We start from the raw sequence: 23,250 nt of genomic DNA, 5'->3' as shown, positions 1-23,250 counted from the left end.
CGATGATCACACGTAAACGGCTGGCGGCAGGAGTGTGCACCCTGCTCGCCGCCCTCACGGCCGGGATCGCCCTCCCGACCGGGGCGGCCGCCGGCGAACCCACGGGCGGGACCGCGCCCCAGGTCGACCTCGTCCTCGACGTGAGCGGCTCCATGCGGACGGCGGACATCGACGGCGGCACCCGCATGGCCGCCGCGAAGCAGGCCTTCAACGAGGTGCTGGACGCGACGCCCGAGGAGGTCCAGCTCGGCATCCGGACCCTCGGCGCCAACTATCCCGGCGACAACCAGAAGACGGGCTGCAAGGACACCGCGCAGCTCTATCCGGTCAGCACGCTGGACCGTACCGAGGCCAAGACGGCGGTGGCGACCCTCTCCCCCACCGGCTGGACGCCGATCGGGCCCGCGCTGCTGAAGGCGGCCGGCGACTTCACCGAGGGTGCCGGTTCCAAGCGGATCGTCCTGATCAGCGACGGCGAGGACACCTGCGCCCCGCTCGACCCGTGCGAGGTGGCCCGCGAGATCGCCGCCAAGGGCATCGGTCTGACCATCGACACGCTCGGCCTGGTCCCGAACACCAAGATGCGGCAGCAGCTGAGCTGCATCGCGGAGGCGACGGGCGGTACGTACACCTCGGTGGAGCACACCGAGGAACTCACCGACAAGGTCAACCAGTTGGTGGACCGGGCGGCCGACCCGGTGGTGACGCCGGTGGCCACCGAGGGCGCCGCCGAGTGCGCGAAGGCGCCCACCCTGAAGTCCGGGCTCTACACGGACCGCGAGGAGTTCGGGCAGGAGCGCTGGTACCGCGTGGAGGTCTTCGACGGACAGGAGCTGCGTGCCTCGGTGAGTGTGGCGGCCGACCGGGCCGTGAACCCCGCCCACGGGACACTGCTGCGGGCCGTCACCGTGCACGGCCGTGAGATCGTGCGCGGCGAGGCCGCCGGCAACGGGCGCACCGACGTCGTCTCCACCGGGCTGCGCTATCCGAAGCCCGAACGGGACGACGACAGCGACAAGCCGGCACCCGAGGTCGTCTGCCTCCAGGTCACCCACTCCTTCTCGGCGGCCTCCGGTGTGAAGACCACGCCCGGTCTGCCGCTCGAACTGACCGTGGACGTCGTGGACGCGCCCTCGGCCGCCGACGACGTCGCCTCGTTCGGTCTCGGACGTGGCTGGTGGCTGCTCGGCGTACTGATCCTCACCGGCTTCCTCGCCGGTGTGCTCTGGGGCTGGCTGTCGCGCTGGCGGTTCGCGGTCTGGAGGACCAACTGATGAGGATCACACGCGTGTTGGGCGCCGCGGCGCTCATGCTCGGGCTGGCGGTCTCCCCCGCGACGGCCGACTCGTCGCCCTCCCCCTCGGCCTCCGCCGACGACGCCGCCCCCACCTCGGCCGGTACGTCGTTCCGTACGGCGACCGAGATCGAGCAGGGGCAGGACGCCACGGCGAGCGGCTCCACCGGTGACTACCAGTACTGGTCGTTCCCCGCGGACGCCGGTCAGCGCCCCACCGTGAAGGCGACGGTGAAGCTGCCGAAGACGCATGCCGCGCAGACCTGGCAGGTCGACGTGTACGACGGACTGCGCCGCCGCCAGGCCTGCCAGTACGGCGCGCAGACCCGCACCGCCGCGGCGGACGCCGCCTCCGTGGAGTTGGCCTGTGTGCTGCGCACGGTCCGCGCCTGGTCGGAGCCGTGGGCGAACGACCCGCTGCCGGGGACGTACTACATCCGGCTGACGGCCGTCGGCCTCGCCACGGCCGACCTCGGCCAGCCGGTCGACACCTCGGTCCGGGCCGACTCCAAGGACATCGGCGGCGCGGCGGCGGTGGACGGCTCCCTGGCCGAGCCGCTGGTGCCGGGCATCGCGGTCACGTCCGCGTCCGACGAGGAGACCTCGGAGTCGTCGGCCGTGCTGTCCGCGATCGAGCCCGAGGACGGCTGGTCCTCGGGCTGGTGGTCCGACCGCTGGGTGTGGACCGTGCTGGGCGGTGTGCTGGCCGCGCTCGCGGGGGTCGGCGGATACACGCTGACGCGCGGGGCGGGACGTCCGCGGCAGGTGCCGCCGGGCGCCTGACGGCACCTCAAGAGGCCCTGGGAGAAGGCCCGCCGCTCAGTACGGCGGGCCTTCTCGCATGTCTGCCTCATGCCTCCCGCAGGGCCTTCGCGAGCGCTCCGTCGCCGGTCACTTCGATACGGCCGTCCCGGACCGCGTCGGTCACGCTCACCTCTCCGCGACTGATCGCCGTACAGGTCGCCGTGTCCAGGACGAGCCGCGCGTCGGGCTCCCCGGGCGCGGGCCCGTCGCCGTAGACCGGCCCGTCCCCGGCGCCGACGTTCAGATGGAAGTGCCCTTCCTCCAGCCGGACTTCGACGAGCCCCTCGCCTTCCCCCCGGTCCCGCAGGGCGCGCAGCATCGGCAACGCGAACCAGTGCGCCCGCACCGCGTCCGTCGGCCGCAGCTCTCCGAGTTCCGCCTCGCCCCACGCGCCCAGCGCCTGCAGCACGGGCAGCAACTCCCTTCCCCGGGGCGTGAGTTCGTAGACGTTCGCCGCGCCGGGCGGCGGCAGCCGGCGCCGGGTGGCCAGTCCGTCGCGCTCCATGTCCTTCAGCCGCGAGGCGAGTACGTCCGTGCTGACGCCCGGCAGATCCGCGTGCAGGTCCGAGTAGCGGCGCGGGCCTGCGAGCAGCTCGCGGACGATCAGCAGGGTCCAGCGGTCGCCGACGGTGTCGAGCGCACGCGCGGCGGAGCAGTACTGGTCGTAGCTTCGGCGAGGTGACATGCGACGCAGTCTAGACAAGTCGTTGGACTTTCCAAGCGGCTACTTGGTAAAACCAAGCAACACCAGAAACCGGAGAGGCGGCAGCGCATGGAGTTCCGGCAGTCCAGCAAGCTCAGCGAGGTCTGTTACGAGATCCGCGGCCCGGTGATCGAGCACGCGAACGCGCTGGAGGAGGCAGGCCACAGCGTGCTGCGCCTCAACACCGGCAACCCGGCGCTCTTCGGTTTCGAGGCGCCGGAGGAGATTGTCCAGGACATGATCCGGATGCTCCCGCAGGCGCACGGCTACACCGACTCCAAGGGCGTCCTCTCCGCCCGCCGGGCGGTCGCGCAGCGCTACCAGACCCTGGGCCTGGAGATCGACGTCGACGACGTCTTCCTCGGCAACGGCGTCTCCGAGCTGATCTCGATGGCCGTGCAGGCGCTGATCGAGGACGGCGACCAAGTCCTCATCCCCGCCCCGGACTTCCCGCTCTGGACGGCGGTCACCACCCTCGCCGGCGGCAAGGCGGTCCACTACCTGTGCGACGAACAGGCCGACTGGTACCCCGACCTGGCCGACATGGAGTCGAAGATCACGGACCGCACCCGGGCCGTCGTGATCATCAACCCCAACAACCCCACGGGCTCGGTCTATCCGAAGGAGATCGTCGAGGGCATCCTCGACCTCGCCCGCCGGCACGGCCTGATGGTCTTCGCCGACGAGATCTACGACCAGATCCTCTACGACGACGCCGTGCACCACTCGGCCGCGGCCCTCGCCCCCGACCTGGTCGTGCTGACGTTCTGCGGTCTGTCCAAGACGTACCGCGTGGCCGGCTTCCGCTCGGGCTGGCTGGTGATCACGGGCCCCAAGCAGCACGCCAAGGACTACCTGGAGGGCCTGACCATGCTGGCCTCCATGCGGCTGTGCGCCAACGCCCCCGCCCAGTACGCCATCCAGGCCGCGCTCGGCGGCCGCCAGTCCATCCGCGAGCTGACCGTGCCGGGCGGGCGGCTGTACGAACAGCGCAACGTGGCCTGGGAGAAGCTCAACGAGATCCCCGGGGTGTCGTGCGTGAAGCCGAAGGGCTCGCTGTACGCGTTCCCGCGGCTCGACCCCAAGGTGTACAAGATCCACGACGACGAGAAGTTCGTCCTGGACCTGCTGCTGCGGGAGAAGATCCAGGTCGTCCAGGGCACCGGCTTCAACTGGCCCACCCCCGACCACTTCCGCATCCTGACGCTCCCGCACGCCGATGACCTGGAGGCGGCGATCGGGCGGATCGGGCGGTTCCTGAGCGGCTACCGGCAGTAGGGAATGCAAAACGTCCGCCTCCTGTTGATCGACTCCATACGGGACCGACGACTGGGGGGGAAGCGGGATGTCGTACGACGTGCAGGGCACCGTGGCCGACGGCTTCGAGGGCGTGCGCGAGGAGTTCGCCGCCTTCGTCGCCGAGGAGACGCACGACCCGGGCGCACAGCTGGCGGCGTACGTGGGCGGCCGGCAGGTGGTCGACCTGTGGGCCGGGGAGGACACCAGCGGCTCCTCGCTGACCAGCCTGTACTCCATCACCAAGGGTGCCGCGCATCTGGTCGTGGCGCTGCTGGTGCAGGAGGGTGTCCTCGACCTTGACCGTGAAGTGGCCTCCTACTGGCCCGAGTTCGCTGCCGAGGGCAAGGACCGACTCACGTTGCGGGAGCTGTTGGAGCACCGGTCGGGTGTGGTCGGCGTGGACAGCGGCTTCACCACGCGGGAGTTGGCCGACGACCGGCTGATCGCCGCGCGGCTGGCCGGACAGAAGCCGCTGTGGGAGCCGGGGACCGCGTACGGCTACCACGCCTTCGTCATCGGCGCGCTCACCGGAGAGGTGGTGCGGCGGGTCACCGGGCGGTCGGTCCAGGAGCTGTACGAGGAGCGCATCCGGGCGCCGTACGGGATCGACTTCCACCTCGGGCTGCCCGAGGAGTTGGAGCCACGGTGGCGGGAGGTGCTGCCGCTGGAACCCACAGCGGAGCAGCTCGCGGCACTGCGGGAGCGGGCGGCCGAGCCCGACAGCATCCCGGGCGTCGCCATGAACGCGAACGCGCCCGAGCGGACCGACATCGTGGCCTTCGGCAACACCCGCGCCGTACGGGTGCTCGGTCCCGCCTCCTCGGGCGGGGTGGGCAACGCGCGCGGGGTGGCCCGGATGTACGCCGCCGCGATCGGCACGGTGGACGGGCGGCCGCCGCTGCTCACCCGGGAGACGGTCGCCGCGTTCGGGGGCCGGCGGACACCGGGGACGGATCTGGTGACCGGGCAGTCGGGCCACTTCGGACTCGGATTCGAGTATCTGACCAGGCTGTACCCGTTCCTCGGCGAGGACACGATCGGGCACAGCGGCGCGACGGGCTCGCTGGGCTTCGCCGACCCGGCGAGCGGCGTGGCGTACGCCTACACGCGGCGCCGTTTCGCGTTCCCTTCCGGCGAGGGCGCCTCCCCCGAGAACGGCCGTCTGGCCGAGTCCGTCGTGCGGGCCGCCCGCGCGGCGTGACACCGTGCTGACAGGCATGGCAGGAGGACGGCGTGGGTGACCTGTTTCTCGTCCGGCACGGTGAGACCGAGTGGTCGCGGTCCGGACGGCACACCGGATGGACGGACGTTCCGCTGACCGAGCGCGGGCGGGCGGAAGCGCGCGGCCTGGTGCCGCTGATCCGCTCGCACCGCATCGGCGCGGCCTTCGTCAGTCCGCTCCAGCGGGCCCGCGAGACGGCCGAGCTCATCGGGGTGCCCGACGCCCGGGTCGACGTCGACCTGCGGGAGTGGGACTACGGCGGCTACGAGGGGATCACCACCGTCGAGATCCAGCGCACCCGGCCGGACTGGTTCCTGTTCACGGACGGGGTCGCACCGGGACCGCCGGACCGTCCCGGGGAGACGCCGGAACAGGTCGGTGAGCGCGCCGACCGGGTGCTGGCCAAGGTGGACGCGGCCCTCGCCAACACCGAGGGCGTGGTGCTGCTGGTCGCCCACGGGCACTTCCTGCGCGTGCTCACGGCGCGCCGGCTCGGGTTGCCGGCGGCCCAGGGCGCGCTGTTCCAGCTGGCGACGGGGACGGTGTGCCGACTGGGCACGGAGCACGGGCGGCCGGTGGTGGCGGGATGGAATGTCAGACCCGATGTCAGACCCCCGTCGTAGTCTTCGAGTGGGTTGATCGCCGCACGGCGACCGCCTGTCCTACCGGCCTGCCGACGGGGAGGAGCACGCCGTGACACGACCGCCGACCGCCGCACAGCGGCGTGTCATCGACGGCGCCGATCCCGTCACCGGACGGCTCAGAGGTACGGAGGCCCAGCTCGCGGCCCTGGTGAAGCACGGGCTCGCGTTCCGGCACCCCCGGCCGCCGCACGACCACTTCCTGACCCCGGCCGGACACCGGATCCGGGAGGCCGAACCGACGGCGCCCCCACCCGAGCCCGAGGCGCCCTCGGCCGCCGGGGTGTTCGCCGCGCGCATCGGCGGCGAGGAGGATCCGCCGGCCGCCGGTGCGGCACGGGTGCGGGAGGTGCACAGCGCCTGGCAGGGGCTGTTGGAGCTGCGCCGGATGACGAACCCGGACGGGGCCACGGACCGGCCCTGCGGCTGGGAGCGCACCCATCTGGTGCAGGCCGCCGCGCTCGCCCTGGAGGCGGCCGGGCACCGTCCGGCGACCGGAGAAGGCACCGAGGGATACCGGGTGCGGGTGACCCCGCAGCCCGAGGCCGTCGCCGTGCGCGAGCCGGACGCCGGCGCGCTCAGGGCCTGCGCGGCCACCCTAGAGGGGGCGGGCTGGCAGGTCGGCGAGTACACCGAGCCGCGGACCAGAGCCCGGTACCTGCTGGCCTCCCCGCGCCGGGTGTAGGGCACCGCGAGGAGCGGCGGCCGCCCCGGACCCACGGGGGCGGAGGCACCGGCCACACCGTAGGAAGGCCTACACGTCGACCAGCTCCGGCTGGTGCTCGGTGTCGTAGGCGGCCCTCGACTCGGCGATGTAGACCCTGTTGCGCTCGGCCCAGTCGGTCAGGCGCTGCAGGGTCTCGTGCAACTCCCTGGCCGCCGTGGTGAGTTCGTACTCGACTTTGGGCGGGACCGTCGGATACACGGTACGGGTCACGAGTCCGTCGCGCTCCAGGTTGCGCAGCGTCAGGGTCAGCATGCGGCGGCTGATGCCCTCGATGCTGCGCTCCAACTCGGTGAAGCGGATGGGTCCGTGGGCGGCGGCCACCAGGATCTGGACGCTCCATTTGCCGGAGACCCTGTCAAGAACTTCGCGGACGGGGCAGGCGTGCGCGTTCACTGCCTGGACGGTAACACCGGTGTTCCTCTGGGACATCGGACTGCCTCCTTACGACCGGCCTCCATGGTCACCCACGATGAACCCCGTTACAAGTCGTGCACCAAGGAAGACCGGAGGCAACGCCGCCATGACGGCCATCATCGAGTCCCGTAGCCGGACACCGCACCGAACACAGCGAACGTACTCCCGCTGGGCCTCCCTTGCCGTCCTGTGCGCGGGGACGCTGATGACGGTCCTGGACGGCAACATCGTCACGGTCGCCATGCCGGCCATCCAGAGCGACCTCGGCTTCTCGGCCTCGGGCCTGGCGTGGGTCGTCAACGCCTATCTCATCGCCTTCGGCGGGCTGTTGCTGCTCGCCGGCCGGCTCGGCGACCTCGTGGGCCGCAAGCGGATGTTCACCGCGGGGCTCGCCGTGTTCACCGTGGCGTCCGTGCTGTGCGGGGTGGCGACCGGCCAGGGTGTGCTGATCGCGGCCCGCGCCTTGCAGGGCGTGGGCGGGGCGATGACCTCGGCCGTGGTCCTCGGCATGCTGGTCGCCCTGTTCCCCGACCCGCGCGAACAGGCCCGTGCCATCGCGGTGTTCAGCGCGGTCGGCGCCGGGGGCGCTTCCCTCGGCACGTTCCTGGGCGGGGCGCTGACCGAGGTCCTGAACTGGCACTGGATCTTCCTCATCAACCTCCCCATCGGCATCGTCGCCCTGCTGGCGGCGTCCCGTGTCCTGGCCCCGGACAGCGGGGAGGGACTCGGCAGGGGCGCCGACTATCCCGGCGCGACGCTGGTCACGGGCGCCCTGATGCTCACGGTCTACGTCATCGTCGGCGCCGGCGACCGCGGACTGACCGTCACGCTCCTGCTGGCCGCCCTCGCCGTCGCGCTCTTCGTGGCGTTCACCGTCCGCCAGGCACGGACCGCCCGGCCGCTGCTGCGGCTGCGGCTGTTCCGCTCCCGGGTGCTGAGCGGTGCGAACGCCGTGCAGATCCTGATGATCGCCACCATGTACGGCTTCCAGTTCATCGCCGCGCTCTATCTCCAACGCGTCCTGGGCTACGGCGAGTTGGCCACGGGTACGGCGTTCCTGCCGGCACCGATCGTGATCGGGGCGCTGATGCTCGGCCTGTCGGCGCGGACCATCGGGCGGTTCGGCGCGTACCGGGTGCTGCTCGCCGGGCTCGTCCTCATCGTCGCCGGCATGGCTCTGCTGAGTCGCGCACCCGTCGACGGCCGCTATGTCACCGACGTACTCCCGTCGCTGCTCCTGCTGGGCGCCGGGTTCGCCGCGGCGATGCCCGCGCTGACCGGGCTGGCCATGTCGGGGGCGCGGGAGGAGGACGCGGGGCTGGCGTCCGGACTGTTCAACACCACCCAGGTGGTGGGTGGTTCGCTGGCACTGGCGGTGCTGTCGGTACTGGCGGCGAGCCGGACGGAGGGGCTGGTCGACGGCGGTGCGGGGCGCCTCGCGGCGACGGCCGAGGGGTATCAGCTCGCCTTCGGGGTCGGGACCGGGATCGCGGTGGTGGCGTTGGGGCTGGCGGCGGGAGTACTGCGGCCGGGACGGAAGTGAGCCAACCTGCGGGCCGGTAAGGGCTGATCGCGCCCACGCGGCGGTAGCCGCACATGAATACAGCCCCGCGCCCCTCAGGGGGCGCGGTTCCGTAGCCGGGGTCGGTGGCGGGCCCGCTGTCCGCCACCGCGCCACCCTGTCACCCCGCTGTGAACGCCTGCCGGTGGTCCTCCGCCCACTCCCGGTACGTCCGGGCCGACCGGCCCAGCACCTCCGGCACATCGTCCGTGACGACCGCGTTGCCGCCCCGGCGCACGAAGGCCGTACCCGCCAGGACGCCCGCCGCCTGCGCCTCGTCGAAGCCCCACGCGGTGAGCAGGTGGTCGCGGGTCTCCTCCGGCGAGAGATCCCGGGTCGCGACCGGCCGGCCGAGGACCGAGGCGAGTACCGCGGCCTGCTCGGGGACGCTGATCGCCTCGGGTCCGGTCAGGGTGTACGTCCGCCCCGCGTGCCCGCCGTCGGCGAGGACCCGGGCCGCGACCTCGGACACATCTCGCGGATCGATCACCCCGGACAGTCCGTCACCGGTCATGTTCGGCACCGGCTCGCCCCGCCCGACGGCCTGCGCCCAGCTCAGCGTGTTGGAGGCGAAGGACGAGGGGCGCAGGATCGTCCACTCGGCGCCGCTGTCCCGCACCGCCTGCTCCCCGGGCACATGCCACTCGCCGGACGGACCGACCTCGGGATCACCCGTCCCGATCGCGGAGAGCTTCACCAGCCGGTGGACGCCCGCCGCGGCCGCGGCCGCCACCAGCGCCTGGTCGTGCCGCGAGCCCGGACCGGGGGCGCCCAGCAGGAACGCGGCCGTCACCCCCGCCGTCGCGCCCTCCAGGGAGCCGGGGTCGAGGTAGTCCCCGCGCACCACCTCCACCCCCGGCGGCACCTGGGCCTTCGCCGGGTCGCGGGTCAGGGCGCGGACCTTCTCGCCGCGCGCCGCGAGCTGTCGTACGAGTTCACTTCCGATGGTGCCCGTGGCACCGGTAACGAGGATCATGTCCCCACCGTGCGCCGGACAGGCGCCCAGGCTCTTGGAAATTCCGGCACGGTTCGCCCGCCCCGCGCGCCGTGCGCTCGTCTACGGTGAAGAGGTGACGAACTCCCGTGCAGAGCAGGCCCTTTCGCTGCCCGAGGCCCTGCGTCCCTGGATCACCGGGATCAGCACCGTGGCCGCCCTCGGCCCGCCCGAGGAGTCGTTCGTCCATCTCCCGGACGTCGGCACGAAGATCGTCGTACGCGTGGCAGTGACCGGGCACCGTGACGTCATCGCCGTCGGTCCTCGGGTCCGGGCCTCCTACCACGAAGGCAAGGCCCTGGCCTCCTGCCTGGAGATGCGCCTCGCTCCCGGAACGGCCCACCCCCTGCTGGGCGTTCCGGCGGTCGAACTGGTGGGGAAGGTCGTCACGCTGGACGAACTGCCGGCCGGCACGGCACGCGAACTCGGCCGTGACCTGCGATGGCTGGCCCCCGAGCAGACGGCGGCGCATCTGGCGGACGTGCTGCCGGACCGGCTCACCAGGACGTCCGACCGCGCCGAGCTGGTGCGGGCCGGGGTCGACGCCATGTCGGTGCGGATCGGCCGCGCCCCCGGGCAGGTCAGCCAGGTGGCCCGCGAACTGGCCGTCAGCGAACGCCAGTTGCGCAACCTCTTCGCGGAGGGTGTGGGCCTGTCCCCCAAGCACTACGCCCGTATCAACCGCGTGCACGCGGTCCTCACCCACGCCACGACAGCTCCCTGGGCCGAACTCGCCACCGCCACGGGCTACTACGACCAGTCGCACATGACGTCCGACTTCCGCGACCTGATGGGCGTCCCGCCCCGCTCGTACTTCACCGGCCGGCTCCCCGCGGCCACCCCGTGCCAGGCGAACCCGCGGCCCCTGAAGCCGTAGGCCGAGACCGCCCGGCGGGTCTTTCTCCGCAAGGGCGATCTCGACCTGGACACACCACTCAAGTGGAAGGTGTGCGGGGACAGTTGCGCGATCGGCTCAGTGCGCCGCCGCGATCTCCTCCCCAGCTTCCATCGGGTGCGTGACGTCCTGCGCGTCGCGCTGCCTGCCGAGGTGGTTGAAGACCAGGTTGAGCACCACCGCGGCCACACAGCCCGTCGAGATCCCCGAGTCGAGGACGATCTTCGCCGTCTCGGGGAACGCGTGGTAGAACTCCGGCGCCGTGATCGGGATGATCCCGACGGCCAGTGAGACGGCCACGATCAGGACGTTGTTGTCCTTGTCCAGACCGGCCCGGACCAGGGTCTGGATGCCGCTCGCCGCGACCGAGCCGAACAGCACCACGCCCGCGCCGCCGAGCACCGGACGGGGTACGACGGCGATGAGCGAGGCGGCCATCGGGCACAGGCCCATCAGCACCAGGAAGGCACCGCCGGTGGCGACGACGTACCGGCTGCGGATCTTCGTCATCGCGACCAGGCCGATGTTCTGGGCGAAGGCGCTGCACATGAAGCCGTTGAAGAGCGGGCTGATCGCCGAGCCGAGGGTGTCGGCGCGCAGGCCCGCCGCGATGGTCTTCTCGTCGGCCGGGCGGTCCACGATCTCGCCCAACGCCAGCATGTCGGCGGTCGATTCGGTCATCGAGACCACCATCACCACGATCATCGACACGATCGCGGCGATCTGGAACTGCGGGGCGCCGAAGTGGAACGGCGTCGGGAAGCCGACCACGTCCGCGTCCGCGACCGGGCCGAAGTCGGTGACCCCGAAGGGGATCGCGACCAGGGTGCCGATCACCAGGCCGAGCAGGACGGCGATCTGCTTGACGAACCCGCGGGTGAAGCGGCGCAGAAGGAGCACGATCACCAGCGTCGCGCCCGCCAGGCCCAGATAGGTCGTCGAACCGTAGTCGTCAGCGGCGGGGTCGGGCCCCTGCGCCCAGCCGAAGGCGACCGGCAGCAGGGACACGCCGATGAGCGTGATGACCGTTCCCGTGACAACCGGCGGGAAGAACCGGACCGCCTTGCTGAAGAAGGGGGCCGCTATGAAGCCCAGCACACCGGCGACGATGACCGCGCCGAAGATGACCGGCAGGGCGTCGGACTTGTCGTCGGTGGACGCGACGATCGCGGTCATCGGGGCGACGCCGGCGAAGGTGACCCCGTTGACGAAGGGCAGGCGGGCGCCGATCTTCCAGATCCCGAGGGTCTGGAGGAACGTGGCTAGGCCGGCGGTGAACAGACAGGCGCCGGTCAGGAAGGTGAGTTCGGTGCCGGACAGGCCGATGGCCGCGCCGACGATCAGGGGCGGGGCGACGACTCCCGCGTACATGGCGGCCACGTGTTGGAGGCCCGTGGTGGCCATTTTGAGTGCGGGGAGCTTTTCGTCGACGGGGTGAGCGGTCACTGCGGTTCCTCCGGGTCAGCTAACACGTCGGCTCTGACGTGGGTTTCTTGGAGGTGGTGCGCGGTCGTGCGGGACCGGAGGACGGGGCCGTGCGAGAGGTGCGGAGACCGTTCCGGGGCGCGCGCGTGTGGCGCACGCCCCGGACACGGCCGCCGTGAACCCCGCTCGGGTTCACGGCTGCCGGCCAGGAGCCGTCCCTCCCGGCCGGAGTCAGGTGCCGTACTTCACTACGGTGTTCAGTGACCGGCGATCTTCGCCAGGCGCTGTGCCTGCTCCCGCGTGGAGCGCGCGATCGCGTCCTCGTCGACGTGCAGCAGACGGTTGTTCTCGACGATCTGGCGGCCGTTGACGAAGGAGGCCGTGACCGGGGCGGCCGCGCCGAAGACCAGTGCCGTGACCGGGTCGGCGATGGAGGCGTGGGCGAGGGTGTCCAGCTTCCACAGCACCAGGTCGGCGAGCTTGCCCGGCTCCAGGGAACCTGTCTGGCTCGCGCGGCCCAGGACCTGGGCGCCGCCGAACGTGCCCAGGCGCAGGGCCTGGCGGGCGTTCAGGGCGGCCTCGCGGTGGGCTCCGAGGCGGTTGATGAGCAGCGCGTTGCGCAGTTCGGTGTGCAGTTCGCCCGACTCGTTGGAGGCGGTGCCGTCGACACCGAGGCCGACCGGGACGCCGGCCTTCAGCATGTCCGGGACCCGTGCGATACCGGCGGCCAGCCGGGCGTTGGACGAGGGGCAGTGGGCCACTCCCGTCTTCGTCCGGGCGAACGCGGCGATGTCGGAGTCGTTCATGTGGACGCAGTGCGCCATCCACACGTCCTCGCCGAGCCAGCCGGTGGACTCGAAGTAGTCGGTGGGACCCATGCCGAACAATTCCTTGCAGAACTGCTCCTCCTCGACGGTCTCCGAACCGTGGGTGTGCAGACGCACCCCGAGACGGCGTGCCAACTCGGCGCCCTCGCGCAGGAGTTCGGTGGAGACGGAGAACGGCGAGCAGGGGGCCACGGCGACCTGGGTCATGGCGTCGAAGGAGGAGTCGTGGTGCTCCTTCACGGTCGCCTCGGTCGCGGCGAGGGCACCGTCGAGGGTCTCGACGGCGAAGTCCGGGGGCAGGCCGCCGTCCTTCTCGCTGCGGTCCATGGAGCCGCGGGCGAGGGTGAAGCGGACGCCCATCTCACGCGCTGCGCCGATGATCGCGCCGGACAGGTCGCCGGAGTCCTCCGGGAAGACGTAGTGGTGGTCCATGGCGGTGGTGACGCCGCCGCGGGCCATCATCGCGAGGGAGCCCTGGGCAGCGGCCCGGACCATCGGCTCGTCGATGCGCGCCCAGGTCGGGTACAGCGCGACGAGCCAGTTGAAGAGGTTGTGGTCGGTGGCCAGGCCCCGGGTGATCCACTGGTAGAAGTGGTGGTGGGTGTTGACCAGACCGGGGGTCACCAGGTGGCCGGTGGCGTCGATCCTGCGGACGACGTTCTCCAGGCCCTCGGGTGCCCTGCCCGCGCCGAGCGCCTCGATGCGGTTGCCGGCGATGACGACGTGACCGCTCGCGTATTCCGTGTCGTCGGCGTCGACGGTCGCGATCGAACAGTTCTCGATGACGATGCGCTGGGCTGCTGCCATGGTTCGTCCTTTGCGCGGTGTGGAGTGGGCACGGCAGGACCCCGGGATTTGAGTGCCGCGGCCCGCCCAGGCGGGCCGCGGGTGCCGCAGATGGAGTTGATCAGAGGTTGGTGAGGTCCACCGGGATCTTCGGCTCACAGCCGTCCCGCAGGACGGTCGCCTCGATCAGGCCGTAGGGCCGGTCGGCGGCGAAGTACACCTCGTTGTCGTTCTTGAGCCCGAACGGCTCCAGGTCCACCAGGAAGTGGTGCTTGTTCGGGAGCGAGAAGCGCACCTCGTCGATCTCGCTGCGGTTGTTGATGATCCGCGAACCCATTTGGTAGAGGGTCTGCTGGAGCGAGAGCGAGTAGGTCTCGGCGAAGGCCTGGAGCATGTGCTTGCGCACCTGCTCGTAGGACTTCTCCCAGTTGGGCATCCGCTGCTCGTCGTCGGTCCAGTTGAAGCGCCAGCGGGCGGAGACCTGGGTGGCCAGGATGCGGTCGTACGCCTCGGGCAGGGTCGTGTACTTGTCCTTGACGTAGCCCCAGAATTCGGAGTTGGTCGAGTTCATCACCACCAGGTCCTTGAGGCCGGAGACGACCTCCCACTTCTCACCGTCGTAGGTGATCTGCGTGACCCGGGTCTCCTGGTTCTTGCGGACGAAGGAGTGCTTGACCTCGTCCGCGCCGATGAACTGCGAGTTGGCGTCGGAGGCGGCGATCCGCTCCCACGCGTACTCCTCGATGCGGATCCGTGCGACCTTGATCGGTTCCTGCGAGGTCACGAAGTGCCGCGCGAGGTGGATGCCGAACTGCTCGGCGGACTCGATGCCGTGCTCCTTGGCGAACGCGTACACCGTGTTCTTGGTGGTGTCGGTCGGCAGGACGTTGGCGTTCGAGCCGGAGTAGTGGACCTCGTCCATGTCGCCGGAGAGCGCGACCGAGACGTTGAGGTCCTTGATGTGGTGGGTGGCGCCGTCCCGCGTGATCTTTACGACTCGGTTCTCGGCCTTGCCGTACTGGTTCTGTCCCAGGATCGTGGGCATTTAGCTAGCTCCCTCGGTAAACGGAGTAGCCGAACGGGTTGAGCAGCAGCGGTACGTGGTAGTGCTCCCCGGGCTCGACGGCGAAGGTGATCGCCACCTCGGGGAAGAACACGGCACCGCTGTCCCGACTCGCGGGGGCGTCCTGCTGCGCATCGGCTTGCTTCTTTTCGAAGTACGCCTCGACGGCGAAGTCGAGCCGTACGTGGGTGGTCCCCTCCGGCAGGGCCGGGAGGTCCTTGCACCGCCCGTCCGCGTCGGTCGCCGAACCGCCGAGCGGCTGCCACCGGGCGTCCCGGCCCGCGCGGGCCGAGAGCTGGATGGCGACACCCTGCGCGGGGCGGCCGAGGCTGGTGTCCAGGATGTGCGTGGACACCGAGGCGGTGGTGCTGGTGCTCATGCTGCGTCAGTCCTCTTCGACGAGTCGGGCGAGCCGGATACGGTTGATCTTGCCCAGCTCGGTGCGGACGATCTCCCGCTCCTGCTCCGGCGAGTTCCCGATCCGTTCCTTGACCGCGTCGCGCATCTGCTCGCCGGTCCGGCCGGTGGCGCAGATGAGGAAGACATGGCCGAACCGGTCCTGGTAGGCCAGGTTCAGTTCCAGCATCTCCGCCTTGAGGTCCTCGGAGGCGCCGGACATGCCGCGCTGCTCCCGCGCCGAGGTCGGGTCGCCGTCCTTGGGGCGGCCGATGGGCGGGTGCCCGGCCATCGCCTCCTCCAGGTCCGCCGCGGTCAGCTCGGCCATGGCGGCGTCACTGGCGGCGTAGAGGGCGTCGACGGTGGGATACGGGCGGGCGGCGAGCAGCCGTCGCGCCCATGCCATGGAGGCGCACGCCTCGTGGAGAGCGGCGAACGCCGCGTGCTCCTCGAGAGCGTTGAACCGGGTAAGGCCCGGCGGCGTGGAAGTCGAAGTCACGGGAGCCTCCGTGGCCGCGAACGGCCTTCGTACTGAACGGGCTCCCGTTAGCTAACGCCCTCCGCAACACCACGTCAACACTTTGTTGAAAATTCCGGGTTACGAAGCGCGCGGGTGCGGTTCAGACGCCTTTGTCGCGATTGAGGTAGTTGTAGACCGTGAAGCGGCTCACCCCGAGCGCGCTCGCCACGGTCTCCACGCCATGCCGTACGGAGAAGGCGCCACGCGCCTCGAGTATCCGTACGACCTCCTGCTTGGCCTTGCGGTCCAGGTCGGCCAGCGGCTTGCCCTGCTTGCGCTCCATGGCGGCGAGGATGTGATCGAGGGAGTCCGCGAGCTGCGGCAGGCGTACGGCGACCACGTCGGAGCCCGCCCAGCTGAGCACCACGTCGTCGGGGCCGGCCTCGTCCGGCGGGACCATCTCCCCGCCCATGGCGTCGACCAGCGGCTTCACCGCCGTGATGAAGGGCTCGTCGCCCGTGCCGGTCACTTCTCGCCCTCCCCGATCACATTGACCTGGAGCGAGACCCGGGTGGCACCGGCCGCCAGGGACCTGCGCAGCAGCGCGTCGACAGCGGTGAGCACGGCGTCGGCCCCGCCTTCCGCCGTGTTGCCGAACGGGCCGACGTCCACCGCGTCCAGCTCGGCCGCCTCGACCACCTCGCGGGCCACCAGCGCGTGCGCGGGTGCCTCGTCCAGGTCGAACGGCTCGGTCGTGAACTCCACTCTCAATCGCACGCGCACAACCTAACGCGCGGCACGTACTTCCGCCGACCCCTCTTGACAAGCAGCGACACCCGGCGGCAATCTTCCATTAAGCAGAAACGAACTTCCGCAATACGGAATCACTCGACACGGAAGGGAGCGCAGACCCCCGATGGGATTCGCAGAGCAGCGCTTCAACGTCAACCTGTCGATCCTCTTCACGGAACTCCCGCTCCTGGAGCGCCCCGCGGCCGCCGCCGCGGCGGGCTTCACCGCGGTCGAGCTGTGGTGGCCCTGGATCGACTCCCCCACTCCCGAGCAGTCCGAGCTCGACGCCCTGAAGAGGGCGATCGAGGACGCGGGCGTCCAGCTCACGGGGCTGAACTTCTACGCCGGGCGGCTGCCGGGCCCGGACCGCGGCGCCCTGTCGCTGCCGGGCGAGGAGTCGGAGCGGTTCCGCGCCAACATCGACGTGGCCACGGACTTCGCCGAGTCCCTGGGCTGCAAGGCCCTCAACGCCCTGTACGGCAACCGCGTCGAGGGCGTGGACCCGGCCGAGCAGGACGCGCTCGCGCTGGAGAACCTGGTCCTCGCGGCGCAAGCGGCCGACCGGATCGGCGCGATCCTGCTGATCGAGGCGCTGAACAAGCCCGAGTCGCCGCTGTACCCGCTGGTGTCGGCGCCGGCCGCGGCCGGGATCGTCGCCAAGGTCAACGAGGCGACGGGACTGGACAACGCGCGCTTCCTCATGGACCTCTACCACCTGTCCATGAACGGCGAGGACCTGCCGTCGGTGATCGAGGAGTTCGCCTCGGTCACCGGCCATGTGCAGATCGCCGACAACCCCGGTCGCGGCGCCCCGGGCACGGGGACGCTGCCACTGGAGGAGCTGCTCGACCAGCTGAGGAAGGCCGGTTACGAGGGCCATGTCGGCCTGGAGTACAAGCCGGGCGACCGTCCGAGCGCCGAGGCCTTCGACTGGCTGCCCGCCGAGGCCCGCGCGGCCCGTTGAGGGCCACCCCACCCACGTAGGACGCAGAGAGGCACCCCCGTCATGAGCACTCTTCCCAAGATCGCCTGGATCGGCCTCGGCATCATGGGCTCCCCCATGTCCGAGAACCTGGTCAAGGCGGGCTACGACGTCACCGGCTTCACCCTGGAGCAGGACAAGCTGGACCGCCTGGCCGCCGCCGGAGGCAGGGCCGCCGGTTCGATCGCCGAGGCCGTCAAGGACGCCGACGTGGTCATCACGATGGTGCCGGCCTCCCCGCAGGTCGAGGCCATCGCCTACGGCCCCGACGGCATCCTCGAGAACGCCCGGCCGGGCGCCCTGGTGATCGACATGTCCTCGATCACCCCGCAGACCTCGGTCGACCTGGCGAAGGCGGCGAAGGACAAGGGCATCCGCGTCCTGGACGCCCCGGTGTCCGGCGGCGAGGCCGGCGCGATCGAGGCCGTGCTGTCCATCATGGTCGGCGGCGAGCAGGCCGACTTCGACACCGCGAAGCCGATTCTCGACGCCCTCGGCAAGACCATCGTGCTGTGCGGTCCGCACGGCTCGGGCCAGACCGTGAAGGCCGCCAACCAGCTGATCGTCGCCGTGAACATCCAGGCGTGCGCGGAGGCCGTGGTCTTCCTGGAGAAGTCCGGCGTGGACCTGAAGGCCGCGCTGGACGTCCTGAACGGCGGACTCGCGGGTTCGACCGTGCTGACCCGCAAGAAGGACAACTTCCTCAGCCGCGACTTCAAGCCGGGCTTCCGCATCGACCTGCACCACAAGGACATGGGCATCGTCACCGACGCCGCCCGCAACGTCGGCGCGGCCCTGCCCGTCGGCGCGGTCGTCGCCCAGCTGGTCGCCTCGCTGCGTGCGCAGGGCGACGGCGGACTGGACCACTCCGCACTGCTCCGGGCCGTGGAGCGCCTCTCCGGCGCCCAGGTCTGACCCAAGACCCCGGGCGGCGCCGCCGCTGACACCTGTCCTGTCGCGCCCAAGCGGCGGCGCCGCCCGGAATCAACTTCAACAAAGTGTTGACGTCCAGATCGCCCCAAACCTAGGCTCCACAAAGCGGAAGTTCCTTTCCGAAGCCTCCGCTGACTCCCGTACGGAAGGTCCTTGATGTCGCAGCGCGTGCTCACGACAGAGTCCGGCGCCCCGGTCGCCGACAACCAGAACTCCGCCTCCGCCGGCGCCGGCGGTCCGCTCCTCCTCCAGGACCAGCACCTGCTGGAGAAGCTCGCCCGCTTCAACCGTGAGCGCATCCCGGAGCGCGTGGTGCACGCCCGCGGCTCCGGCGCGTACGGCTACTTCGAGGTGACGGACGACGTCACCGGCTTCACGTACGCCGACTTCCTGAGCTCCGTCGGCCGGCGCACCGAGGTCTTCCTGCGCTTCTCGACCGTGGCCGACTCGCTCGGCGGCGCGGACGCGGTGCGCGACCCGCGCGGCTTCGCGGTCAAGTTCTACACCGAGGAGGGCAATTACGACCTCGTCGGCAACAACACCCCGGTGTTCTTCATCAAGGACCCCATCAAGTTCCCGGACTTCATCCACTCGCAGAAGCGCGACCCGTTCACCGGCAGGCAGGAGCCGGACAACGTCTGGGACTTCTGGGCGCACTCCCCCGAGGCCACGCACCAGATCACCTGGCTGATGGGCGACCGCGGCATCCCGGCGTCGTACCGCCACATGAACGGTTACGGCTCGCACACCTACCAGTGGACGAACGCCGAGGGCGAGGCCTTCTTCGTCAAGTACCACTTCAAGACGAACCAGGGCGTCCGGTCGCTGTCGGCCGAGCAGGGTGCCGAACTCGCGGGTAAGGACGCCAACTCGCACCAGACGGACCTGCTCCAGGCCATCGAGCGGGGCGTGAACCCGTCCTGGACGCTGTACGTGCAGATCATGCCGGCGGCCGAGGCGGCGGACTACCGCTTCAACCCCTTCGACCTCACCAAGGTGTGGCCGCACCAGGACTACCCGCTCCAGCGCATCGGCCGTCTGGTCCTCGACCGCAACCCGGACAACGTCTTCGCCGAGGTCGAGCAGGCCGCGTTCTCCCCGAACAACTTCGTGCCGGGCATCGGTCCTTCGCCGGACAAGATGCTCCAGGGCCGGCTGTTCGCCTACGCGGACGCGCAGCGCTACCGTCTGGGCGTCAACCACACCCTGCTCCCGGTGAACGCCCCGAGGGCGACGACGGCGCGCAACTACGGCCGTGACGGTGTCATGGCGTCCAACTCCCAGGGCCGCGCGGCGAAGAACTACGAGCCGAACTCGTACGACGGCCCGGCCGAGACCGGCCGCCCGCTGTCGGCGCCGCTGGCCCTCCACGGCTGGACGGGCACGCACGAGGCCCCGCAGCACACCAAGGACGACGACTTCTTCCAGGCCGGCGAGCTGTACCGCCTGATGTCCGAGGACGAGAGGTCCCGGCTGGTCGCGAACATCGCCGGCGGCCTCTCGCAGGTCTCCCGCGACGACGTGATCGAGAAGAATTTGGCCCACTTCCACGCCGCCGACCCGGAGTACGGCAAGCGCGTGGAGGAGGCGGTCCGCGCCCTGCGCGAGGACTGAGCCTCCCGGGAGAAGAGCTCCCTGCTCGCGCCCGGACGCCGGGCGACCCGGATGAGGGGTGGTCCCCGGTACGGGGCACGGGCAGGGTGCGGACCGCGGCGGCGTGCGAGCCAGTGCGGTGGTGAAGGACCGGACCCCCTTCTCGACCTGAGGGAAGGGCGCCCCGGCTCCGTCGCCGCCGCCGCGGTCCCAGAGAAGACGAAGAGCGCCTGACACGGACGGTCCCGTGCGGGCGCTCTTCGCCGTCTCCGGGGGTGCGCTCCCGGCGTCCGCGCAGGACGCTGGAGGCATGGCACATCCAGCGCACCATCCGCATGTCGTGGTGCATTCGCCGGCCCTGGACGGCTCCCGGCGGGTCACCGCGGACGACCACAACCTCGGCGTCGCCTCCCATCTGGACGACGTCGTGGAACTGCTGCGGCTCGCCGATCTCGACGTGGTCGAGGTCGAGGTGAGCGACATCGTCGAATGGCAGGGCGGCGGCCCGGACGACTGGCCGGGCCTGTCCGAGCACCACGAGCACTGAGCCCCGTACGCACTCGGCCCGCCTACGCCACCGGGCGTACGCGGGCTACGGAACCCTCAAATCAACCTCTGAACCCGCCTCCGGGGGCTTCAACTGCCCCTGGGTCAGGGCACATTCTCCTCTACACGGGGCCCGCCGGCACGGGGGCGGCGGGCCTCGGCGGGGGATCCGCACCGGGGGGACGCGCCGAGGGGGCGGCCCAACCCCCCGGTTGGACCGCCCCCTCGGCAGAGCGGTTGAGCTGTGCGGCCGGTCAGGCCCTGATCGGGATGATCGCGGTGGGCGCGTGGCCCGGTTCGGTCGCGATCTCCTCGAACTCCTTCACCGCGCTGATGTCGGCGGTCGGGCTCATCGCGATGTTGGTCACGCGCTCCAGGATCGCCTCGACGACGACCGGCACCCGGTACCGCGCGGCCAGCTTCTTGGCCTCCTCGAAGGCCGGCAGGAGCTGGTCCGGCTCGGTGACGCGGATGGCCTTGCAGCCCAGCCCTTCGGCGACCTTGACGTGGTCGACGCCGTACACGCCCAGCTCGGGCGAGTTCTGGTTCTCGAACTCCAGGTTGACCTGGAAGTTGATGTCCAGCCCGATCTGCGCCTGCCGGATCAGCCCCAGGTAGGCGTTGTTCACCAGGACGTGGACGTAGGGGATGCGGTGCTGTGCGCCGACCGCCAGTTCCTCGATCATGAACTGGAAGTCGTAGTCACCGGAGAGCGCGACGACCTGGGCCTCCGGGTCCGCGGTGGCGACACCAAGGGCCGCGGGGATGGTCCAGCCGAGCGGTCCCGCCTGGCCGCAGTTGATCCAGTGGCGCGGCTTGTAGACGTGCAGCATCTGCGCGCCGGCGATCTGGGAGAGGCCGATGGTGGTGACGTAACGGGTGTCGGGTCCGAACGCCTTGTTCATCTCCTCGTAGACGCGCTGCGGTTTCATCGGCACGTTGTCGAAGTGCGTACGCCGGTGCAGCGAGCCCTTGCGCTCCAGGTGCGAGGCGACCCACGCGGAGCGGTCCGGGAGCCTGCCGGCGGCCTTGAGTTCGCGCGCGACCTCGACGAAGAGTTCGAGGGCGGCCTTGGCGTCGGAGGCGATGCCGTAGTCCGGGGCGAAGATCTTGCCGATCTGGGTCGGCTCGATGTCGACGTGGACGAACGTGCGGCCCTCGCGGTAGACGTCCAGCTTGTAGCCGGTGTGCCGGTTGGCCCAACGGTTGCCGATGCCGAGGACGAAGTCCGACTCCAGGAACGTGGCGTTGCCGTAGCGGTGACCGGTCTGCTGGCCGACCATGCCGGCGTTCAGCTCGTGGTCGTCCGGGATGGCGCCCCAGCCCATCAGGGTGGGCACGACCGGGGTGTTGGTGAGCTCGGCGAACTCGACCAGCAGGTCGCAGGCGTCGGCGTTGATAATGCCGCCGCCGGCGACGATCAGCGGACGCTCGGACTCCAGGAGGAAGGTGAGCGCCTTCTCGATCTGGGCGCGGCTCGCGGCCGGCTTGTAGACCGGGAGCGGTTCGTACGTCTCCGGGTCGAACTCGATCTCGGTCAGCTGGACGTCGATCGGCAGGTCGATGAGAACCGGCCCGGGACGCCCGGAGCGCATGAGGTGGAAGGCCTGCTGGAAGACGCCGGGAACCTGCGCGGCCTCCAGGACGGTGACGGCCATCTTCGTGACCGGCTTGGCGATGGAGGCGATGTCGACGGCCTGGAAGTCCTCTTTGTGGAGCAGGGCGGTCGGGGCCTGGCCGGTGATGCACAGGATCGGGATCGAGTCCCCGATCGCCGAGTACAGACCGGTGATCATGTCGGTGCCGGCCGGGCCGGAGGTGCCGATGCAGACGCCGATGTTCCCCGGGTGCGTGCGTGTGTACCCCTCGGCCATGTGCGAGGCGCCCTCGACATGGCGGGCGAGGGTGTGGTTGATCCCGCCGGAGGCCTTGAGCGCCGCGTAGAAGGGGTTGATCGCCGCGCCCGGCACGCCGAACGCGTTGCTGACGCCTTCGCGCTTGAGGATCTCGACTGCCGCACGGGCAGCGGTCATACGAGCCATTGAGTACTCCTGCTTCGGCTGTCGGACGTGTACTCCCGTCGCGCCCCGCCGTGAGTACTTCCGTAATGCGGAAAGTAATTTCTACTATCTGGAAGCAATGTAAGTGGGCAGGCGTAGGTCGTCAAGAGACGGACAAGCGGGGGCCTCCTGGAGGACGATGGGCTCCATGTCCGAGAGCGTGGCGGTGCGCTGCCCGGTCTGCCGGCGCGAGCACCTCTTCACGGCGCCGGAGTATCCGTGCGTGTGTGGCGCACCCGTGGTGCCGCCGCTGGATCCGCGTGCCCGGGCGACGGCGGTCTCGCAGCGCTCCTGGGAGGACGACTGGGTCACCGTGCTGTGCGCCTCCTGCGGCCGCGCGGGCGAGTGGCCGCACCCGGAGCTGGGCTGCCCGTGCGGGACGGTGCTGCGGGTCCCGGTCGCGGCGGGCGCCGCCCTCGAGCGGGCCGAGCCGGCCCCGCGGCGGGCCTTCCAGCCCGTGACGATCCGCACCGCGCGCGACGCGGTCACGGCGGCGGCCCTGTATCTGCGCTGGCTCGGCTACCGCGACATCCGCCGCGCCGACCAGCGCCCCCCGAACGGCATCGGCATCGCCGCCCGCGGCCTGCTCGCCCAGGTCGACCCGACGGTCCGTCCGGCCTCCCTGCGGGACGTGGAGTGCCTGTGGCTGACGGCCATGACGGAGTCCGCGACCTGCGTCTACTTCTCCCTGTCCGGCTACGCCACCGAGGCCCGCGCGGTGGCCGACACCCTCGGCGTCCCCCTCTTCGTCCTCGACCTGACCGGCACCCCCCAGCCGGTGAACACCCTGGCGGACGACCTGGACTCAACGGGCGCGTAGGGCGGCGGGGCAG

At 70.7% G+C, this 23,250-nt stretch carries 24 protein-coding genes and 1 pseudogene; 14 read left to right on the top strand and 11 right to left on the bottom strand.

All coding sequences use genetic code 11. The features are described from left to right. Positions 1–2: 2 nt before the first annotated feature. Both OG381_RS36180 and OG381_RS36175 read left to right on the top strand, forming a co-directional pair. Positions 3–1,274 carry a VWA domain-containing protein gene (locus tag OG381_RS36180; protein WP_327720210.1) on the top strand — a complete coding sequence of 424 codons (1,272 nt, stop codon included), beginning with the start codon at positions 3–5 and terminating at the stop codon, positions 1,272–1,274. Beyond that, positions 1,274–2,077, top strand: a complete 804-nt coding sequence (locus OG381_RS36175; protein WP_327720209.1) for a hypothetical protein — start codon at positions 1,274–1,276, stop codon at positions 2,075–2,077. The genes OG381_RS36180 and OG381_RS36175 overlap by 1 nt, the downstream gene beginning before the upstream one ends. A gap of 67 nt (positions 2,078–2,144) precedes the next feature. Here OG381_RS36175 and OG381_RS36170 read toward each other — a convergent pair whose 3' ends face one another. Next, the gene (locus OG381_RS36170) at positions 2,145–2,783 is read right to left on the bottom strand and encodes a winged helix-turn-helix transcriptional regulator (protein ID WP_327720208.1); all 639 of its coding nucleotides are present in this window, start codon (positions 2,781–2,783) and stop codon (positions 2,145–2,147) included. Positions 2,784–2,870: 87 nt separating this feature from the next. On the opposite strand from OG381_RS36170, the gene OG381_RS36165 reads away from it, so the two are divergent. The 4 genes from OG381_RS36165 to OG381_RS36150 all read left to right on the top strand — a co-directional run bounded on the left by OG381_RS36165 (position 2,871) and on the right by OG381_RS36150 (position 6,648). After that, the gene (locus OG381_RS36165) at positions 2,871–4,079 is read left to right on the top strand and encodes a pyridoxal phosphate-dependent aminotransferase (RefSeq protein WP_266886319.1); all 1,209 of its coding nucleotides are present in this window, start codon (positions 2,871–2,873) and stop codon (positions 4,077–4,079) included. 67 nt (positions 4,080–4,146) lie between these two features. Then, complete coding sequence (locus tag OG381_RS36160) at positions 4,147–5,301, top strand: serine hydrolase domain-containing protein (RefSeq protein WP_327720207.1); 1,155 nt, start codon at positions 4,147–4,149, stop codon at positions 5,299–5,301. A 32-nt stretch (positions 5,302–5,333) separates the two neighbouring features. Then, complete coding sequence (locus tag OG381_RS36155; protein WP_327720206.1) at positions 5,334–5,945, top strand: histidine phosphatase family protein; 612 nt, start codon at positions 5,334–5,336, stop codon at positions 5,943–5,945. Between the two features lie 70 nt (positions 5,946–6,015). Continuing rightward, positions 6,016–6,648: a hypothetical protein gene (locus OG381_RS36150; protein ID WP_327720205.1), complete on the top strand. Its 633-nt coding sequence runs from the start codon at positions 6,016–6,018 to the stop codon at positions 6,646–6,648. A 69-nt stretch (positions 6,649–6,717) separates the two neighbouring features. Here OG381_RS36150 and OG381_RS36145 read toward each other — a convergent pair whose 3' ends face one another. Then, on the bottom strand, positions 6,718–7,119 hold the full coding sequence (locus OG381_RS36145; RefSeq protein WP_327720204.1) for a winged helix-turn-helix transcriptional regulator: 402 nt from the start codon (positions 7,117–7,119) through the stop codon (positions 6,718–6,720). A 91-nt stretch (positions 7,120–7,210) separates the two neighbouring features. Here OG381_RS36145 and OG381_RS36140 point away from each other — a divergent pair, with 91 nt between their 5' ends. Beyond that, the gene (locus tag OG381_RS36140) at positions 7,211–8,647 is read left to right on the top strand and encodes an MFS transporter (protein WP_327720203.1); all 1,437 of its coding nucleotides are present in this window, start codon (positions 7,211–7,213) and stop codon (positions 8,645–8,647) included. A gap of 139 nt (positions 8,648–8,786) precedes the next feature. Here the strand turns inward: OG381_RS36140 and OG381_RS36135 are convergent, their stop codons facing one another. Further along, complete coding sequence (locus OG381_RS36135) at positions 8,787–9,641, bottom strand: SDR family oxidoreductase (protein ID WP_327720202.1); 855 nt, start codon at positions 9,639–9,641, stop codon at positions 8,787–8,789. Positions 9,642–9,735: 94 nt separating this feature from the next. Between OG381_RS36135 and OG381_RS36130 the strand changes: the two genes are divergently transcribed. Further along, positions 9,736–10,536: an AraC family transcriptional regulator gene (locus tag OG381_RS36130; RefSeq protein WP_327720201.1), complete on the top strand. Its 801-nt coding sequence runs from the start codon at positions 9,736–9,738 to the stop codon at positions 10,534–10,536. A 3-nt stretch (positions 10,537–10,539) separates the two neighbouring features. After that, positions 10,540–10,632, top strand: a pseudogene (locus OG381_RS36125) (chitosanase); the annotation flags it as partial. Here OG381_RS36125 and OG381_RS36120 read toward each other — a convergent pair. From OG381_RS36120 to OG381_RS36090, 7 genes are all read right to left on the bottom strand, one after another. Continuing rightward, the gene (locus OG381_RS36120) at positions 10,633–12,000 is read right to left on the bottom strand and encodes a nucleobase:cation symporter-2 family protein (RefSeq protein WP_327720200.1); all 1,368 of its coding nucleotides are present in this window, start codon (positions 11,998–12,000) and stop codon (positions 10,633–10,635) included. A 236-nt stretch (positions 12,001–12,236) separates the two neighbouring features. Further along, on the bottom strand, positions 12,237–13,613 hold the full coding sequence (locus OG381_RS36115; RefSeq protein WP_327720199.1) for an 8-oxoguanine deaminase: 1,377 nt from the start codon (positions 13,611–13,613) through the stop codon (positions 12,237–12,239). 100 nt (positions 13,614–13,713) lie between these two features. Continuing rightward, complete coding sequence (pucL, locus tag OG381_RS36110; protein WP_327720198.1) at positions 13,714–14,637, bottom strand: factor-independent urate hydroxylase; 924 nt, start codon at positions 14,635–14,637, stop codon at positions 13,714–13,716. A gap of 4 nt (positions 14,638–14,641) precedes the next feature. Beyond that, positions 14,642–15,034, bottom strand: a complete 393-nt coding sequence (gene uraH, locus OG381_RS36105; protein WP_327720197.1) for a hydroxyisourate hydrolase — start codon at positions 15,032–15,034, stop codon at positions 14,642–14,644. A gap of 6 nt (positions 15,035–15,040) precedes the next feature. Beyond that, positions 15,041–15,550 carry a 2-oxo-4-hydroxy-4-carboxy-5-ureidoimidazoline decarboxylase gene (gene uraD, locus OG381_RS36100; RefSeq protein WP_327720196.1) on the bottom strand — a complete coding sequence of 170 codons (510 nt, stop codon included), beginning with the start codon at positions 15,548–15,550 and terminating at the stop codon, positions 15,041–15,043. Between the two features lie 121 nt (positions 15,551–15,671). Next, positions 15,672–16,040 (bottom strand): helix-turn-helix domain-containing protein, encoded by a 369-nt coding sequence (locus OG381_RS36095; protein WP_327720195.1) that lies wholly within the window; start codon positions 16,038–16,040, stop codon positions 15,672–15,674. After that, the gene (locus OG381_RS36090; RefSeq protein ID WP_327720194.1) at positions 16,037–16,288 is read right to left on the bottom strand and encodes a hypothetical protein; all 252 of its coding nucleotides are present in this window, start codon (positions 16,286–16,288) and stop codon (positions 16,037–16,039) included. Before OG381_RS36090 ends, OG381_RS36095 begins: the two co-directional genes overlap by 4 nt. 139 nt (positions 16,289–16,427) lie before the next feature. Here OG381_RS36090 and OG381_RS36085 point away from each other — a divergent pair, with 139 nt between their 5' ends. The 4 genes from OG381_RS36085 (at position 16,428) to OG381_RS36070 (ending at position 20,358) form a co-directional block, all read left to right on the top strand. Further along, entirely contained in the window at positions 16,428–17,267 is an 840-nt protein-coding gene (locus tag OG381_RS36085; RefSeq protein WP_327720193.1) for a TIM barrel protein, read from the top strand. Between the two features lie 42 nt (positions 17,268–17,309). After that, on the top strand, positions 17,310–18,200 hold the full coding sequence (locus OG381_RS36080; protein ID WP_327720192.1) for a 2-hydroxy-3-oxopropionate reductase: 891 nt from the start codon (positions 17,310–17,312) through the stop codon (positions 18,198–18,200). A 174-nt stretch (positions 18,201–18,374) separates the two neighbouring features. Continuing rightward, positions 18,375–19,832, top strand: coding sequence for a catalase (locus OG381_RS36075; RefSeq protein ID WP_327720191.1), 1,458 nt, complete (start codon positions 18,375–18,377; stop codon positions 19,830–19,832). 289 nt (positions 19,833–20,121) lie between these two features. After that, positions 20,122–20,358 (top strand): hypothetical protein, encoded by a 237-nt coding sequence (locus OG381_RS36070; protein WP_046262412.1) that lies wholly within the window; start codon positions 20,122–20,124, stop codon positions 20,356–20,358. A gap of 253 nt (positions 20,359–20,611) precedes the next feature. Here the strand turns inward: OG381_RS36070 and gcl are convergent, their stop codons facing one another. Further along, complete coding sequence (gene gcl / locus OG381_RS36065) at positions 20,612–22,390, bottom strand: glyoxylate carboligase (protein ID WP_327720190.1); 1,779 nt, start codon at positions 22,388–22,390, stop codon at positions 20,612–20,614. Positions 22,391–22,556: 166 nt separating this feature from the next. On the opposite strand from gcl, the gene OG381_RS36060 reads away from it, so the two are divergent. Then, the gene (locus tag OG381_RS36060) at positions 22,557–23,237 is read left to right on the top strand and encodes a hypothetical protein (RefSeq protein WP_327720189.1); all 681 of its coding nucleotides are present in this window, start codon (positions 22,557–22,559) and stop codon (positions 23,235–23,237) included. Positions 23,238–23,250: the final 13 nt, after the last annotated feature.

Origin of the sequence: Streptomyces sp. NBC_00490, assembly GCF_036013645.1 — a bacterium.
Lineage (GTDB): Bacteria > Actinomycetota > Actinomycetes > Streptomycetales > Streptomycetaceae > Streptomyces > Streptomyces canus_F.
This window is presented reverse-complemented; position numbering and strand designations above follow the sequence as displayed.

Bases quoted from the DNA above. Each gene is read 5' to 3' on its own strand.
- OG381_RS36180 (WP_327720210.1), top strand. From the start codon at position 3: ATGATCACACGTAAACGGCTGGCGGCAGGAGTGTGCACCCTGCTCGCC.
- OG381_RS36175 (WP_327720209.1), top strand. From the start codon at position 1,274: ATGAGGATCACACGCGTGTTGGGCGCCGCGGCGCTCATGCTCGGGCTG.
- OG381_RS36170 (WP_327720208.1), bottom strand. From the start codon at position 2,783: ATGTCACCTCGCCGAAGCTACGACCAGTACTGCTCCGCCGCGCGTGCG.
- OG381_RS36165 (WP_266886319.1), top strand. From the start codon at position 2,871: ATGGAGTTCCGGCAGTCCAGCAAGCTCAGCGAGGTCTGTTACGAGATC.
- OG381_RS36160 (WP_327720207.1), top strand. From the start codon at position 4,147: ATGTCGTACGACGTGCAGGGCACCGTGGCCGACGGCTTCGAGGGCGTG.
- OG381_RS36145 (WP_327720204.1), bottom strand. From the start codon at position 7,119: ATGTCCCAGAGGAACACCGGTGTTACCGTCCAGGCAGTGAACGCGCAC.
- OG381_RS36140 (WP_327720203.1), top strand. From the start codon at position 7,211: ATGACGGCCATCATCGAGTCCCGTAGCCGGACACCGCACCGAACACAG.
- OG381_RS36135 (WP_327720202.1), bottom strand. From the start codon at position 9,641: ATGATCCTCGTTACCGGTGCCACGGGCACCATCGGAAGTGAACTCGTA.
- OG381_RS36115 (WP_327720199.1), bottom strand. From the start codon at position 13,613: ATGGCAGCAGCCCAGCGCATCGTCATCGAGAACTGTTCGATCGCGACC.
- pucL (WP_327720198.1), bottom strand. From the start codon at position 14,637: ATGCCCACGATCCTGGGACAGAACCAGTACGGCAAGGCCGAGAACCGA.
- uraH (WP_327720197.1), bottom strand. From the start codon at position 15,034: ATGAGCACCAGCACCACCGCCTCGGTGTCCACGCACATCCTGGACACC.
- OG381_RS36085 (WP_327720193.1), top strand. From the start codon at position 16,428: ATGGGATTCGCAGAGCAGCGCTTCAACGTCAACCTGTCGATCCTCTTC.
- OG381_RS36080 (WP_327720192.1), top strand. From the start codon at position 17,310: ATGAGCACTCTTCCCAAGATCGCCTGGATCGGCCTCGGCATCATGGGC.
- OG381_RS36075 (WP_327720191.1), top strand. From the start codon at position 18,375: ATGTCGCAGCGCGTGCTCACGACAGAGTCCGGCGCCCCGGTCGCCGAC.
- OG381_RS36070 (WP_046262412.1), top strand. From the start codon at position 20,122: ATGGCACATCCAGCGCACCATCCGCATGTCGTGGTGCATTCGCCGGCC.
- gcl (WP_327720190.1), bottom strand. From the start codon at position 22,390: ATGACCGCTGCCCGTGCGGCAGTCGAGATCCTCAAGCGCGAAGGCGTC.
- OG381_RS36060 (WP_327720189.1), top strand. From the start codon at position 22,557: ATGGGCTCCATGTCCGAGAGCGTGGCGGTGCGCTGCCCGGTCTGCCGG.